The organism is Paeniglutamicibacter sp. Y32M11 (assembly GCF_019285735.1).
Classification (GTDB): domain Bacteria; phylum Actinomycetota; class Actinomycetes; order Actinomycetales; family Micrococcaceae; genus Paeniglutamicibacter.
Genome location: NZ_CP079107.1, coordinates 3,374,394 through 3,388,894, shown reverse-complemented (window position 1 = coordinate 3,388,894; position 14,501 = coordinate 3,374,394). Strand labels below are relative to the sequence as shown.

Here is a 14,501-nt window from a genome sequence, read left to right as displayed (position 1 = left end):
CTGGATGCTCACCCCGTCGAATCTTTCGGGGGAGAGCATCCTGCGTCCGGATGAAGGAAGAACAACATGAGTCGTGAATCAGCGACCGAGACTCGCTCCCTAGTAACCGGGGAATCGGGTCTGGGTGAGAAGGGCCTGTCCAAGGGAACCGTCGGTGTGATTGGTGCCGTGGTGATCGGGATTTCCTGCATCGCCCCCGCCTATACCCTGACCGCCGCACTGGGCCCCACCGTGGCGGAGGTGGGCACCCAGCTGCCCGCCATCTTTATTGCCGGCTTCCTGCCGATGCTGCTGGTGGCCCTGGGCTATCGCGAGCTGAATGCCGCCATGCCCGACTCCGGCACCTCCTTCACCTGGGCGACTCGGGCCTTTGGCCCGTGGATCGGCTGGATGGGCGGCTGGGGGCTGATCGCGGCAACCGTCATCGTGCTTTCGAACCTTGCGGCGGTGGCCGTGGACTTCTTCTACATTCTGCTGGCTCAGCTCACCGGAAATGCGGGAATCGCGGATCTGACTAAAAACCTGTGGGTCAACATCCCCACCACGTTGATCTTCATCGCCGCCGCCTGCTGGATTTCCTATCGCGGTATGCAAACCACTAAGACCTTCCAGTACGTGCTGGTGGCCTTCCAGCTGGTGGTGCTCGCTTGGTTTGCGATCGCCGCATTCAGCCACGTGAACAATGGCACCGCCTTTGATCCAACACCCATCTCGCTGGACTGGTTTAACCCCCTGGCGGTTGAATCCTTCGGTGCCTTCGCCGCTGGTGTTTCCTTGTCAATCTTCATCTTCTGGGGCTGGGATGTCACCCTGACCATGAATGAAGAAACTAAAAATCCGGACAAGGTACCTGGCCGCGCGGCAACACTGACGGTACTGATCATCATGGCCATTTACATGATCATTTCCTTGGCAGTGATCGCCTATGCGGGAACCGGAACGACGGGATTGGGTGCGGGTAACCCGGATAACCAGGAATCGATTTTCGCCGTCTTGGCAGGCCCGATCATGGGGCCCTTCGCCATCCTGATGTCCCTGGCCATCCTCTCCTCCTCGGCCGCCTCGCTGCAGTCCACCCTGGTATCTCCGGCTCGTACGCTGCTGGCCATGGGGTACTACAAGGCGTTGCCCGATGCGTTTGGCAAGATCTCTCCGCGCTTCATGTCTCCGTCGGTGGCCACCATCACCGCCGGAGCTGCGGCGGCCGGTTTCTACGTCATCACCCGGTTGCTGAGCGAAAATGCCCTCTGGGACACCATCACAGCCCTGGGCCTGATGATCTGTTTCTACTATGGAGTCACCGCGCTGGCCTGCGTCTGGTACTTCCGGCGTGAGTGCTTTAGCTCGGTGCGCAACTTCTTCTTCAAGTTCCTGGCACCGCTGGTGGGCGGCGTGATCCTGCTGGTGATGTTCCTGAGTACCGCGCATGACTCGATGGATCCGGATTACGGATCGGGTTCCAACATTGGCGGTCTGGGCATGGTGTTCATCCTCGGGATGGGCGTGCTGCTGCTCGGTGTTGGACTGATGTTCTACATGCGCTTCAAGAGCCCCGGATTCTTTAAGGGTGAAACGCTCAAGCGACTGAAATAACTGCGGGAGAATTTCTTCGCACCACAAAACGCTGTCCACCGGAGGCCGTCGGCCTCCACGAGGTGGGCAGCGTTTTGTGTGTTCAGCCCGAGCGCCACCGTGGGCATGGGAGAATTGAGGCTAAAGATGCCCCAGTCGTGAGCATCAAACACCCCAGCGAAGAAAGAGAGCCATGAACGAGGAACTTGTGGTGCTATTGGCCGCCGACGGTACCCACATTGGAACCGAGTCCAAGGCGCGTGTGCACACCGAATCCACGCCCCTGCATCTGGCCTTCTCCTGCTACCTCTACAACGACGACGGGCAGATCCTGCTGACCCGTCGGGCGCTGTCCAAAAAGACCTGGCCGGGGGTGTGGACCAATTCCTTCTGCGGCCACCCCGGGGTGGACGAATCCTTCGAGGCGGCCATCGCGCGGCGTGCCGAGCAGGAATTAGGCACACACATCACCCACGTCAGTGAGCTGCTTCCCGACTTCGCCTACCGCGCGGTGGACGCCTCGGGGATCGTGGAAAATGAAATCTGCCCGGTCTTCACCGCCCGGATCTCCGGGGAGCTGGCACCACATCCGGATGAGGTTGCCGAGTATGTCTGGGTGGCACCGGCTGATCTGTTGACCGCGGCCACGGCAACACCCTTCGTTTTCTCTCCCTGGCTGCTGGAACAAATTACCCAGGGGTCACTCAAAAATATCTAAGCACTCTCCACGTGGCCCCGTCTCCATACATGGGTGGGTGGGCCAAAGCATCAAATTTAGTAGGAAGACCTAGTAAATTTCGAGCCTTCCTAGTAGTCTCGCGATGGAGCACACAGACCAGCATCGCAAGGAGAACTCGGATGAAAATCGTGGTTTTGATCAAGGCGGTTCCCGACACCGCCGATGAACGAATCCTGGACCCGCAGACCTATCGTGTGGACCGCGACGCCAGCGACCAGATCATTGACGAAATCACCGAACGAGCCCTCGAGCTGGCCCTGAGCGTTAAGGACCGAGACAAAACCACGGAAGTCATCGTGGCCACCATGGGTCCGGCACACGCCAATAAGGCCATTCGCAAGGCGCTGTCCATGGGCGCGGACTCCGGGATTCACGTACTTGATGACGCCCTGATTGGGGCGGACCTCGTCCTCACCGCCGCCACGCTGGCCGCGGCGCTACGCGATCTCGGAGCGGAGCTGATCATCGCCGGCAACGAATCCACCGATGGCCGCGCCGGCATGCTGCCGGCCATGCTGTCCGAACACCTCGGCCTTCCCCTGCTCGGCTCGCTGACGACGGCCGAGATGAGTGCGCAGGGCATCAGCGGCCAGCGGCAATCCGAAGCCGGAACTCAGGAAGTGAACGCTGCCTACCCGGCGATCATCACCGTCACAGAACGTTTTGCTGAGGCCCGTTTCCCCAACTTCAAGGGCATTCTTGGCGCCAAACGCAAGCCCGTCACCACAAAATCTGCCGCCGAACTTGGCGTCGGAGCCCGGAGCCTCAGTACCGTGGCCCAGATCCTTCCGCGGCCGGCGCGAAGCGCCGGAGCCAAGATCATTGACGACGGCCAGGGCGCCGACGAACTGATCACCTTCCTCACCGCCCGGCACCTGATCTAGCAAAGGCACAGCCATGGAAAACATTGTTGTACTCATTGAACTCACCCATCAGGCTCACCCCACCGCAGCCGCCCGTGGACTGCTCGCCCTGGCCTCCCGGTTAGGCACCCCCGTTGCGCTCACCGTCAGCGATACTGAACTACCGCCGGAAACCATCACCACGTTGGGCCAATGGGGAGCCGCACGAATTCACGCGGTGCAAACACCAGATGCCAACACCGTGCTGCTCACCCCGCTGGTGGATGGGCTCAGTGATGCGGTGCGCACCCATGCACCCCTAGCGGTGCTCACCTCCGCCTCGGTGGATGGCCGCGAGGCCGCAGCCCGGCTCGCGGTACGCACCGGTTCCGGAGTTTTGGCCGATGTGCTTGATGCCAGTGTGCACGACTCGGTGATCACCACCGTGCATTCGGCCTTTGGTGGCGCCTATAGCGTGCAAGCCAGTGTGCCCGGCGCCATGCCGATCATCACGCTGCGGATCGGGGCGATCGACGACGTGGCCCCGGAGCTCACCGCTGAGCTCACCCGCGTGGTGTTAGAACCCGGTAGCTCCGCGTCCGCCACCATCACCGCTCGCACCGATGCCCCGGAAACCTCGGCACGCCCTGAACTGCGCGGCGCGGCCACTGTGGTCTCCGGTGGCCGCGGACTAGGCTCTACTCAGAACTTTGCACTGGTGGAGGAGTTGGCAGATGCGCTCGGTGGTGCAGTTGGTGCATCCCGTGCAGCGGTCGACGCGGGCTACATCGCCCAGACGGCGCAGGTCGGACAGACTGGCGTCAGCGTTGCCCCGCAGCTCTACATCGCGCTGGGAATTTCCGGGGCGATCCAACACCGAGCCGGCATGCAAGGATCCAAGACCATTGTGGCGATCAACAACGACGAGGATGCACCCATCTTCGAGATCGCCGACCTGGGCATCGTGGGCGACGTCTTTAGCATCGTCCCGCGGGTCATCGAGCTCCTCAAGGCTCGTGCCTAGCCCACATCACCACATCACGAATCCAAGGAACAATTCATGAGTGCACGATCCACCTCCAGGAACAAGCTGCCAACCAGCACCTTGGCGCGCGCCGGCATCATAACCGGCTCCCTGATCATCGCATTGATCATCGGCGTGCTGGTTGCACGCTGGCTGGTGGGCATGGAGGGTGTGAAGAGTTGGATGGAAACCTACACCGGGCACTCCGAGTTGCCGGTGAACACCCCCGTCGGATTCCCCGCATGGCTGGGCTGGCAGCATTTCCTCAATCTCTTCTTCCTGGTCTTGATCGTGCGCACCGGCATGGCCGTGCGCACCACCACCCGACCGGCGGCCCACTGGGTACGCAATAACAAGGGGTTGATCCGCACCAAGGGTGCCCCGACCCGCATCAGCCTGGACCTCTGGTTCCACCTCACCCTTGATGCGCTGTGGGTACTTAACGGGATCATCTTCATCGTGCTGCTCTTTGCTTCCGGCCAGTGGGCACGGATCGTGCCCACCAGCTGGGACATCATCCCCAATGCCCTCTCCGCCGGCCTTCAGTACCTTTCACTGAACTGGCCGACGGAATCAGGCTGGGTCAATTACAACGCGCTGCAGGTGCTGGCCTACTTCGTGACCGTCTTTATTGCCGCCCCGTTGGCGATCATCACCGGTCTGCGGATGTCGGGTGCCTGGCCCAAAAAGGCCGTGGCACTGAATAAGGCCTACCCCATGGAACTTGCCCGGGCACTGCACTTCCCGGTCATGATCTACTTTGTTGCCTTCACCGTGGTGCACGTGGCGCTGGTGCTGGCCACCGGTGCCCTGCGGAACCTGAACCACATGTACGCATCCAACAACTCCGACGGATGGACGGGGCTGATCCTGTTCATCGTCTCCATCGTGGTGATCGTGGGCTTCTGGTTCCTGGCTCAGCCCGTCTTCCTGCGCCCGGTGGCTTCGCTCACCGGAAAGGTCGGCAAGTAGTACCCGCTGCGCATTTTCTTCTATCCCGCCCGTTAGATAAGTAGCAGGAGTCGAGCATGTTTGAACTCACCGAAGAGCAGCAGGCCATCACCGAGATGGTCTCGGACTTCGCCACCGAACACATCGCCCCGCAGGCTGCGGCCTGGGACCGAGACCACCATTTCCCCATCGACGTCTTGGCCGAGGCCGGGTCGCTGGGCATGGGCGGGATTTATGTGCGGGAGGAGTTCGGTGGCTCGGGCATGAGTCGGCTGGATGCGGCGCTGATCTTCGAGGAGCTGGCCAAGGCCGACCCGACAATTGCCGCTTATATCTCCATTCACAACATGGTGGTGTGGATGATCGACAAGTTTGGCAACGACGAGCAGCGCGCGGCCTGGGTTCCGCAGCTGTGCACCATGGACATGCTGGGTAGTTATTGCCTCACCGAGCCCGGCGTTGGATCCGACGCCGCGGCCCTGAGCACCCGGGCCGTGCGCGATGGGGACTCCTACGTCCTGAACGGGACCAAACAATTTATCTCCGGTGCCGGATCCTCGGGTCTCTACCTCGTGATGGCGCGGACGGCCGACACCGGCAGCGCCGGAATCACCGCCTTCTTGGTGCCCGACGGAACGCCGGGGCTGTCCTTTGGTGCGCTGGAGGCCAAGATGGGCTGGAACGCCCAACCCACCCGACAGGTGGTCATGGACAACCTCAGGATCCCAGTGGATAACCGGCTGGGTGAGGAAGGGACCGGATTCGGGATCGCCATGCGGGGTCTGAACGGTGGCCGCGTGAATATCGGTGCCTGCTCGATTGGCGGAGGGCAGGCGGCTCTGGATAAATCCATCGCGTACCTGAAGGAACGTGAGGCCTTTGGTAAACCGCTGATCGCTCAACAGTCGCTGCTCTTTGCGATCGCCGACATGGAGACCGAGCTGGAAACCGCGCGGACCATGATTTGGCGTGCCGCAGATGCCTTGGACCGCGGGACAGCGGATACCGTTCGCCTCTGTGCCATGGCCAAGCGCGTAGCTACCGACGCCGGATTTAATGCTGCCAACACGGCGCTGCAGCTACACGGCGGCTACGGTTACCTCAGTGAATACGGGATCGAGAAAATTGTGAGGGACCTGCGGGTGCACCAGATCCTGGAGGGCAGTAACGAAATTATGCGCCTGGTGATTGGTCGTTTGGCCGTGGAACGTCAGGTCCGCCGCTAGGGGCGGTTAACCTAGGTGATCCAGCAGTGCGGTGGTGCGGTAGGGGATAACGTCGCGCAAAATCATTGAGGTGGATGTGCGGGTGATGCCGGGGCAGAGGCGAATTTCCTCGCTGACTCGGTACAAATCATCGGGGTCCTTGGCTACGGCACGGATCAACAAGTCGGTGTCGCCGGCCGGAGCCACACATTCAAGCACCTCGGGAATCAGACTCAGTGCCACGATGGCTTCTTCCAGATGCGCCTGATCAAGCTCGGCGCTGACCACAGCCGAGACGCCGCGGCCCACCGATGCAGGCTTCACGCGGCTGGAATTCGGACGCAAAGCACCGGAGCTAGCGAGTCGTTCCATGCGGGTTTGTACGGTGCCGCGGGCCAGGCCCAAACGCTGGGCCAGCATCATCGTGGGGACGCGAGGATCCGCATCCAAGGCCAAAAGAATGCGCCTGTCCGTATCATCCAGTTGGTACGATTCCGGCGTCATTCCGACTCCTAAGCTGTGGTTCGGTCAAATTGACCAAGTTGTTCGACGGGTACCCCTCCATGTTAGTCAAAATGATCAGTGATCCCCAACTGTGTTGCACGGTATGCCCGGTTGTTGCTTTAGTAGCTGTTAGAAGCTTCTCCAACGCCACAAGCTACGGGGAGCAGACCCCGCAACGGAACCTCATCCCGGAGACTTTGCCGGTTGGCCCACAAGGTCTCAGGTCGCGCATAAGAGCGGTCCGCAACGATTCCAAAAACTTGGAGTCATCGCGGGCCTCTCTTGTTTAATTGCAGGTGCGGCGGCCCGCGGGGCGAACCGATAGACGGCAGTTATCCACAAAAGTGTCTGCGGACGGTTATCTCAATTCCGAACCGGGTAGCCTTCAATGCATGAGGTTCTTGCGTCTAGAAGATGTTGCCGACGAGTTGAATGTAAACCTGCCCCAGGTCCGCTCCTTGGTGCGCGGTGGGGATCTACCAGCGATTAAGATCGGTGGACGCGGTGTGTGGCGAGTCGAACGCACAGAACTCGAAGCCTATATTCAACGCCAATACGCAGCGGCTAGGGAATCGATAGAGGCTGGTGCCATAGAGGCAGAACACGAGGAGTAATCGTAAGGATTCCTCGATTTTGCGTGACGGTCACCTCGGGTTTAGGCTAAAAATATTACGGCTCCAAGCCGTAATGCGGGGCATTAGCTCAGTTGGTAGAGCGCTTCGTTCGCATCGAAGAGGTCAGCGGTTCGATTCCGCTATGCTCCACCGAGATACCTGACCTAACGAATCTTTTGAAGAGGAGTTGGGTCAGGTATTTTTTTGCCGGAAACTACTCTGTGGATGTCGAAGTGAGTTCTCCGAGCGGCTCGTGATTTTCAACCGTCGGTTATGTCGAAACAGGGAGCCCTGCCCATCGAATAGCATCTAGGAAGTGCGGTGTATTACTGCGGCATCGCCGTCAGGAGCAGCTATGTGTGGATTGCATGGTTGGCATATGACGGCGCTGACACTCGGTATGGCCACCGGCGTACTGGGCATAATTTCGGACATATGGCACGGTCTCAAATCAAAAACACCGGCGAGCGCGATGACGCTCTGGCCTTCGCAGGACCGATTATCTCCTATGCCTGGGTCGGTTTTTCGCCGTGCTGACAGGTGTTCTCTATTCCACAGGCTCAATAGCAATTGGATCCATGGCCTTGCCACTCACGTACGAGCGGCGTACCCCTCGGAAAACGGGGGATACGCCGCTCGTGACCGATGCTTGTGGGCATGGCCAAGTGCTGCTCTTTCTTAGGTGTACCAGGACGGCTCTGGCAGCAGACCGAGCAGTTCGTATTCGCCGACCTCGCGGCGCTTGAACGCCACCGGATCGTGCAAGGAGTGGGTACGGATGTTGCGCCAGTAGATATCCAACCCCACAGCATTTGAGGTCGCCCGAGCGCCGGTGACTTCAAAGATCCTGTTGGTGACCTCGAGCGCGATGGTTGATGCAACCTGCTTTGAAGCGGCAACGCGCACGGCGATCAACCCGCGTTGTCCCGCGGTGAGTGCCTCACGATCGGCGTGAAGGACCAAGGAAATTTCCTCATCAACCGATTTTGCCAGTGCCTGAGCTGCCCAAAGCTTGGCACGCAAATCACCATAGGTCTCCAGCACATGTGCCTCAGCTGACGCGCTGTCCTTGGGGTCGGTGCTGTAGGGCCATGCGCGAGAACGATCTCGGGTGTAGGTTCCGGCGGTACGCAAGGCACCCTCGGCAATGCCTAAGTAAATGGCCGTAAAGATCTGCTGGATCAACGGCACATTCAACGTGTTGTAGACCAGTGGCTGGAATTCCTTGTTCACGTATCCGGCGGCACCGGCCCAATCGACCTCAACACCGGTGATCTTGATGCCACCGGATTCTGAGAGACGCTGGCCCAGATTGTCCCAATTGCCTAGGAACTCAATGCCATCCTGTGCGGTGGGAACGATGGCGAACACGTGCGCACCGTTGGGCAACGTACCTTCCAAGACGACGAGATCCGAGACTCGGGCCCCGGTGCTGAAGGACTTCTGGCCCGTGTAAATCAGGTGGTCCCCGGCATCCTCGATGTTCAGGTCGCTGTCACGAGGATTCACCGCGCCACCAAAGAACAGGTTTTCGCTCGTGTATAGCTGCTCAACGGCGGCGATCTGATCGTCGGTGCCTACCAAGCGCACGGCCCAAGCCCACAGCAGGTGATAACCGAGCAGTTGGCCCACCGACGCATCCGCGGCGGAAACCACCTGGATGATCTGTAATGCCGTCTGCCAGCTTTGCCCGCCACCGCCGAATTGTGTTGGCCCCAAGATGGTGGTGAGGCCCGCGTCCTTAAGCAGCTGGACTTCGTGTGTGGCGATTTCCGCGGCCCGATCACGTTCCAGAGCATCTACGGCGAGAATGGCTGCAACCTCATCGGCACGCTGAATCCATCCAGCGGCGTCGTGGGGAACCGGCTGGTTCTGCCAAGGGGACTGCTTGAGGGCTTCGTGAAGTGGAAGCGTCATGAGGTGTTCCTCCGAAATCGGATTGATGTGTGGCCGTGCCGTCGAGAGCTGCGAGGGCTGTGTATATGGACCGAGCCTAGGATCGGGGCGGCCGACCCTGCGAACCTTGGTCGCGAGATGTCATGGCGTCACGAAAAATGTCCGTCCTCGACGGCCGCACCGTTACCTGGAGTCATACGAGGTCACATGAGGAGTCATGCAAAGTAATACCGAGTCAATGGCGGACATCTCGTGGATGTGCCACCGCGAAGTCTCCTAGGCTCGGCTCAGCGGCCTCATGGGCAGGTAATTCAGACCGGGTACTCCTTCGGTCATCCAAGGACGAATATCAAAGTGTTGCCCGGTGACGGCGGCAGGGAAAAGAGGAAACATGACGGCGCAGATTCAGCTAACGGATCCCACCACGTCAGCGACGGACTCGGGACAAGCAACCTTCGCGGAGGCTGATCGTGAGGCGGCGAAGGTCGCTGCGGTGACGCAGCGAACGACGCAGCAGCCGGACTACAACGAATTGGCTCTCCACTTTCGACCCATCTTTGAACGCATCGCGGCGGGCGCATCACAGCGCGAACAAGACCATGTCCTGCCGGTAGCGCAGATTCGCGAACTCGCGGCGGCCGGTTTCGGCGCGTTGCGAGTCCCGGTGGCCGAGGGCGGATTCGGCGCAACGTTGCCTCAGCTCTTTGATTTGCTGACGGAATTGGCTGCCGCCGATTCCAATATCCCGCAGGCACTGCGCGGACACTTCGCGTTTGTTGAGGATCGAATCCTCGTCGAATCCGGCCCCGCTCGAAAGGTGTGGATTGATAGGTTCGTACGCGGCGAATTGGTAGGAAATTCGTGGACCGAGATCGGCGCCGTGGAGGTTGGCGACGTACAGACCAAGGTGGTCCCTGCGCCCGAACTCGGCGAAGGAAACTTCCGAGTTAACGGCACCAAGTACTATTCCACCGGCAGTATCTACGCCGATTGGCTCGATACCTACGCCGAGCGCACCGACACCGGGAAACGGGTGATTGCCGCTGTCAGCGCTCACCAAGCGGGGGTCACACATCGTGATAACTGGGATGGCTTCGGCCAGCGCACCACCGGTTCGGGGACCTCAACTTTTGTTGACGCGGTGGTTCACGAAGATCACCTGATCAACTTCGATGAGCGATTCAAGTACCAGACGGCGTTCTATCAGGTAGTGCTTCTGGCAGTGCTCGCCGGAAGTGTGCGTGCCGCGGAACGAGAGTTCGCCACCGAGGTGCGCCAGCGCACCCGAACCTTCTCACACGCCGCAGCGGGCATCTGGCGCGAAGACCCGCAGATCCTGCAGATCATTGGCGAACTGGGTGCAGTTGGTTTTGCCGGCGAGGCAATTGTGCACCGAGCTGCTCAGGCCCTTCAGGGTGCACATGATGCTGCGCTGGAGCTGCGTGCGGGACATATCGACGTGCAGCGAGAAGAGGATTTTAACGACGTCGCCGAGTTGGCATCGGCCGAGGGTCAAATTGCGCTCACGCCCCTGGCAACAAACGCTCTGTCACATGCCTTTGATGCCTTGGCGGCCTCGGCCACCTCGGTAAAGAAGAACCTCGATCGTCACTGGCGCAATGCCCGCACCGCTGGAAACCATAACCCCTGGGTATACAAGGCTCGTTTGGTGGGGGACCGGTCCGTGAATGGTGTGCAGTTGCCGCGGGTATGGGCGATCGGCGCGAGTTCCACTAAGGCCTAAAGCTCGAAGTCTCCTCCCGGTGCCACCTCTTGTGAAATCGAAAGGTGGCGCCGGAATGATGTGCGGGACAGCGGCACGAAGGCCGACTATTTGGCAGCTACTACGGGTTCCCAGGCCGTCACGGACACCGCCCCACCATCAATAATGTCTAGGTCCACCGGTGCGCTCTGGCGTGGGGTCCCGGCATAGGGAGCCACCAGCATGGTGCCGGTGCGGGTGTCTCCCGCCGCGGCCATGGCATTCCAGCCGAGGAAGGCCTGGGCGCTGGATCCGGGTGTGAGGGTGATGCTGGAAATTCCTGCGTCATCGGTCATGAATGAACCGCCCTGAACGATCAGTACATCGATGGCATTGCCGTTGGCATCATCGAAGGCCACATCGGGGTACGAGGCCACCACACACGGTGTTGAATCGGTGTTTCTCAGTTGGAAGCTCATGCCGCGATGGCCAGTTGCGCCCTCGGGTTCACCCCAGGTGATGCTGACTTGGTCTCCGGTGCACCAGTTCTCCCCGACCTCCTGGAAAGCACTCGAAACCTCTGGCGAGCCGAACGTTAGGGGCGCCGTAGTGGGCGCTGGTACCGGTTCGGGTGCGCTGGCCTTGGCATCCTGTGTGGAATGTTCAGCAAGGGGTAGGGACGCAGTTAGAGCGGCGGCGATGAGCACCGTCGCGAAACTAAGGATGGCTCGTGGATGGCCACGCTCTGGGGCATCGCTGCTCTCTCGGTGCGCTAGCCGCAGGATGCGTGAACCGATCAGCGCCGGCACCCAACCCCAAACGATTCCCCAGTACGCTGCTGAGGACAACGCGGGTTCAACACGTTCTAGCATCCAAGCCAGACGTGCCGGTGGCCATGTTGCGATGATGTCGCCCAGCGAGGTCAGTAGCGCCGTGCCAAACGCTGCGATAACGATGCACATCCAGATCGCGAGGAAGCCAGGGTGGGGCGGTGTCGTCTGTGCCTTGCTAGGTCGTGCGGAGAAAGTCAGAAGAAGTGCCGTCAAGGAAATGAGGGCAAGGGCGGAAAACACGACCAAGAGCACCGGCCAGGGTTGGATCATTTGCCACGTGGTGTTGGCAAACGTTTCTGGGACCACCAAGTTCACGAATTGTGACGGGATGGCTATTTGGCTTCTGAGTAGCCAGCCATTGAGTACACCGCTGAATACCCAACCAAGTCCAGCCAATACCGAGATCCATGCCGCGGCCATCGTCAAATGATTGCGCTTATCCATAGTTGAAAGGGTAGCTGACCTCACTAGGGACTTTCGTCTGCGATAAATTATGGTCCGAGAATCCGTTGGAAAACGCGCGCGAATAGTTTACTGATGCAGTGGTTTTTTAACCCATAAATTTAGTCGCAGCGTTGACCAATATGCGTACCAAATCATGGACTAAACGCCGGAAAAAATGTATTTTCCGTGTACCGTGAGCTTAATGGGGAGCGCCGATTGGCCCTCTCCACCTAGGAAGAGGCACGAATTTTGACCGTATCAAATGAACCTTCATTGGGCGTCATTGCAACCTCGAACAAGGTAGACGAGCGCCGCCTACCGATCCACCCAGCACATTTTGAACGAATTGATGAGCGCTTTCGCTCTCGAATAGTTATTGAAACCGGTTACGGCGCGTCGGTGGGCCTGGACGATGAGGCCTTGGCCCCATTTGTAGGTCGGATCGCCACACGCAGCGAAATCTTTGCCAGCGCGGATATCATCCTGCTGCCGAAACCACAGCTTGCCGACCTGCAAGAAATGCGTGTTGGTCAGACCCTGTGGGGCTGGCCGCATTGTGTACAGGACACGGCTCTCACGCAGCTGGCCATCGACAAGAAACTCACCTTGATCGCCTTCGAAGCCATGAACCACTGGGGATCCGACGGCAGTTTTGGGCTACACGTCTTCCACAAAAACAACGAAATCGCCGGTTATGCCTCGGTCATCCACGCTCTGCAGCTCTGCGGGTCCACCGGCGACTACGGACGTAAACTTAGCGCCGTTGTGATCGGCTTCGGTGCCACCGCGCGAGGGGCCGTCACAGCACTGCACGGCCACGGCATCCATGACGTGCGGGTACTGACCGGAAGGTCGGTGGCAGCCGTTGCCGCGCCCATCCACTCCGTAGAAATGGTGCAATTTGAGCACGACGGCGGACCCCACCTGAGCGAAGTCATCACCGATGAAGGACGTTTGCCGCTGGCGCCGTTCCTGGCCGAGAGCGACATCGTGGTGAACTGCACCCTCCAGGACCCGAACGCCCCGCTCATGTACCTGCGCACCGGCGAATTATCTGCCTTCACTCCGGGAAGCCTCATCGTTGATGTCTCTTGCGACGAAGGCATGGGCTTCGAATGGGCCAAGCCCAGCACCTTCGCCGACCCGATGCACACGGTGGGTGGGAACATAAACTACTACGCAGTTGACCACAGCCCCTCATACCTGTGGAACTCGGCCAGCTGGGAAATCAGCGGAGGGCTCTTACCCTTCTTGGATGTGGTGCTGGACGGTCGAGAAGCGTGGTCAAAGAACGAAACCATCTCCCGCGCCATAGAAATTCGTGATGGCATTATCCAGAACCCCGCGATCCTCGAGTTCCAGAAGAGGTCGGGGGAATACCCACACCGAAAATTGATTGACTAGGTAGGCCACCGGGAAGCTGCCGCTCTGGCATGCTTGATAGCGGCATCGCCGCACTAGCTAGCGTGTGGCAGCGACCCGGATAGATAAGGGAACTGATCGTGAACATGCTCTTTTCGGAGAGTTTTCTCAGCCGTCCTCGGCGTGAACTAAGTCCTGGAGCCTATTGGGTGCCGGATTGGCTCAGCGCCGAGGAACAGCGGTGGATCGTGGCACGCTTCCATGAATGGGGCGCAGGACCTGTGCCTCCGCGGGCGGCCAAGATCGGGGATCACGAAATGTCCGTGCAATCACTGTGTCTCGGCTGGCATTGGCGTCCCTACGAGTATTCACGCGAAGCCACCGACGTCAACGGCAATCGTGTCCTGGACTTCCCGGATTGGATGGTCCGTCTGGGGCGCAAGGCGATTTTTGCCGCAACTCGGGACCAAGTTGCCGCCGAGCGCTACACGCCGGACGCCGCCCTAGTGAACTACTACGGGACTGATGCCAAAATGGGCATGCATCAAGACCGAGATGAGCACCTGGGGGACCCCGTGGTCTCCCTCTCCATCGGCGACACCTGCAAGTTCCGATTTGGCAATACCCAGCATCGAAACCAGCCCTACGAGGACATCGCCTTGGCCTCCGGTGACCTGTTCGTTTTTGGAGGTCCCGCCCGTCTGGCCTTCCACGGCGTCACAAAGATCCTGCCCGGAACGGCACCGGAGGATTGCGGTCTTGGCGCCGGACGGATCAACATCACCATGAGGGTGACCGGACTATCGGACTGAG

Annotated in this window: 13 protein-coding genes and 1 tRNA gene; 11 read left to right on the top strand and 3 right to left on the bottom strand. The window is 59.8% G+C overall.

Annotated elements, in window-relative coordinates; translation table 11 throughout:
• Positions 1-66: 66 nt before the first annotated feature.
• From KUF55_RS14985 to KUF55_RS14960, 6 genes are all read left to right on the top strand, one after another.
• Positions 67-1,593, top strand: a complete 1,527-nt coding sequence (locus KUF55_RS14985; protein ID WP_218817115.1) for an APC family permease — start codon at positions 67-69, stop codon at positions 1,591-1,593.
• Between the two features lie 172 nt (positions 1,594-1,765).
• Complete coding sequence (idi, locus tag KUF55_RS14980; protein ID WP_218817114.1) at positions 1,766-2,290, top strand: isopentenyl-diphosphate Delta-isomerase; 525 nt, start codon at positions 1,766-1,768, stop codon at positions 2,288-2,290.
• Positions 2,291-2,430: 140 nt separating this feature from the next.
• The gene (locus KUF55_RS14975) at positions 2,431-3,195 is read left to right on the top strand and encodes an electron transfer flavoprotein subunit beta/FixA family protein (RefSeq protein ID WP_218817113.1); all 765 of its coding nucleotides are present in this window, start codon (positions 2,431-2,433) and stop codon (positions 3,193-3,195) included.
• Positions 3,196-3,208: 13 nt separating this feature from the next.
• Positions 3,209-4,177 (top strand): electron transfer flavoprotein subunit alpha/FixB family protein, encoded by a 969-nt coding sequence (locus tag KUF55_RS14970; RefSeq protein WP_218817112.1) that lies wholly within the window; start codon positions 3,209-3,211, stop codon positions 4,175-4,177.
• A 36-nt stretch (positions 4,178-4,213) separates the two neighbouring features.
• Positions 4,214-5,149: a cytochrome b/b6 domain-containing protein gene (locus KUF55_RS14965; RefSeq protein ID WP_218817111.1), complete on the top strand. Its 936-nt coding sequence runs from the start codon at positions 4,214-4,216 to the stop codon at positions 5,147-5,149.
• A 56-nt stretch (positions 5,150-5,205) separates the two neighbouring features.
• Entirely contained in the window at positions 5,206-6,354 is a 1,149-nt protein-coding gene (locus KUF55_RS14960) for an acyl-CoA dehydrogenase family protein (RefSeq protein ID WP_218817110.1), read from the top strand.
• A 6-nt stretch (positions 6,355-6,360) separates the two neighbouring features.
• On the opposite strand, the gene KUF55_RS14955 is transcribed toward KUF55_RS14960, so the two are convergent.
• The gene (locus KUF55_RS14955) at positions 6,361-6,837 is read right to left on the bottom strand and encodes an Lrp/AsnC family transcriptional regulator (protein ID WP_132359549.1); all 477 of its coding nucleotides are present in this window, start codon (positions 6,835-6,837) and stop codon (positions 6,361-6,363) included.
• A gap of 392 nt (positions 6,838-7,229) precedes the next feature.
• On the opposite strand from KUF55_RS14955, the gene KUF55_RS14950 reads away from it, so the two are divergent.
• Together KUF55_RS14950 and KUF55_RS14945 are read left to right on the top strand one after the other, a co-directional pair.
• A complete protein-coding gene (locus KUF55_RS14950) occupies positions 7,230-7,451 on the top strand; it encodes a helix-turn-helix domain-containing protein (protein ID WP_132359548.1) in 222 nt (73 codons plus the stop codon).
• Positions 7,452-7,528: 77 nt separating this feature from the next.
• A tRNA-Ala gene (locus KUF55_RS14945) sits at positions 7,529-7,601 on the top strand.
• Positions 7,602-8,129: 528 nt separating this feature from the next.
• On the opposite strand, the gene KUF55_RS14940 is transcribed toward KUF55_RS14945, so the two are convergent.
• Entirely contained in the window at positions 8,130-9,368 is a 1,239-nt protein-coding gene (locus KUF55_RS14940) for an acyl-CoA dehydrogenase family protein (RefSeq protein ID WP_218817109.1), read from the bottom strand.
• Between the two features lie 370 nt (positions 9,369-9,738).
• Here KUF55_RS14940 and KUF55_RS14935 point away from each other — a divergent pair, with 370 nt between their 5' ends.
• Positions 9,739-11,091 carry a monooxygenase gene (locus KUF55_RS14935; protein WP_218817108.1) on the top strand — a complete coding sequence of 451 codons (1,353 nt, stop codon included), beginning with the start codon at positions 9,739-9,741 and terminating at the stop codon, positions 11,089-11,091.
• An 86-nt stretch (positions 11,092-11,177) separates the two neighbouring features.
• Here the strand turns inward: KUF55_RS14935 and KUF55_RS14930 are convergent, their stop codons facing one another.
• On the bottom strand, positions 11,178-12,326 hold the full coding sequence (locus tag KUF55_RS14930) for a DUF4232 domain-containing protein (RefSeq protein ID WP_218817107.1): 1,149 nt from the start codon (positions 12,324-12,326) through the stop codon (positions 11,178-11,180).
• Positions 12,327-12,599: 273 nt separating this feature from the next.
• Here KUF55_RS14930 and KUF55_RS14925 point away from each other — a divergent pair, with 273 nt between their 5' ends.
• Positions 12,600-13,730: a N(5)-(carboxyethyl)ornithine synthase gene (locus tag KUF55_RS14925; RefSeq protein ID WP_370630919.1), complete on the top strand. Its 1,131-nt coding sequence runs from the start codon at positions 12,600-12,602 to the stop codon at positions 13,728-13,730.
• A 104-nt stretch (positions 13,731-13,834) separates the two neighbouring features.
• Entirely contained in the window at positions 13,835-14,500 is a 666-nt protein-coding gene (locus KUF55_RS14920; RefSeq protein WP_218818820.1) for an alpha-ketoglutarate-dependent dioxygenase AlkB, read from the top strand.
• Position 14,501: the final 1 nt, after the last annotated feature.

What these genes read in the sequence shown, in the direction of transcription:
- KUF55_RS14940 (WP_218817109.1), bottom strand. Translation starts at nt 9,368, where the DNA reads ATGACGCTTCCACTTCACGAAGCCCTCAAGCAGTCCCCTTGGCAGAAC.
- KUF55_RS14920 (WP_218818820.1), top strand. Translation starts at nt 13,835, where the DNA reads ATGCTCTTTTCGGAGAGTTTTCTCAGCCGTCCTCGGCGTGAACTAAGT.
- KUF55_RS14975 (WP_218817113.1), top strand. Translation starts at nt 2,431, where the DNA reads ATGAAAATCGTGGTTTTGATCAAGGCGGTTCCCGACACCGCCGATGAA.
- KUF55_RS14950 (WP_132359548.1), top strand. Translation starts at nt 7,230, where the DNA reads ATGAGGTTCTTGCGTCTAGAAGATGTTGCCGACGAGTTGAATGTAAAC.
- KUF55_RS14970 (WP_218817112.1), top strand. Translation starts at nt 3,209, where the DNA reads ATGGAAAACATTGTTGTACTCATTGAACTCACCCATCAGGCTCACCCC.
- KUF55_RS14955 (WP_132359549.1), bottom strand. Translation starts at nt 6,837, where the DNA reads ATGACGCCGGAATCGTACCAACTGGATGATACGGACAGGCGCATTCTT.
- KUF55_RS14965 (WP_218817111.1), top strand. Translation starts at nt 4,214, where the DNA reads ATGAGTGCACGATCCACCTCCAGGAACAAGCTGCCAACCAGCACCTTG.
- KUF55_RS14930 (WP_218817107.1), bottom strand. Translation starts at nt 12,326, where the DNA reads ATGGATAAGCGCAATCATTTGACGATGGCCGCGGCATGGATCTCGGTA.
- KUF55_RS14960 (WP_218817110.1), top strand. Translation starts at nt 5,206, where the DNA reads ATGTTTGAACTCACCGAAGAGCAGCAGGCCATCACCGAGATGGTCTCG.
- KUF55_RS14935 (WP_218817108.1), top strand. Translation starts at nt 9,739, where the DNA reads ATGACGGCGCAGATTCAGCTAACGGATCCCACCACGTCAGCGACGGAC.
- KUF55_RS14985 (WP_218817115.1), top strand. Translation starts at nt 67, where the DNA reads ATGAGTCGTGAATCAGCGACCGAGACTCGCTCCCTAGTAACCGGGGAA.
- idi (WP_218817114.1), top strand. Translation starts at nt 1,766, where the DNA reads ATGAACGAGGAACTTGTGGTGCTATTGGCCGCCGACGGTACCCACATT.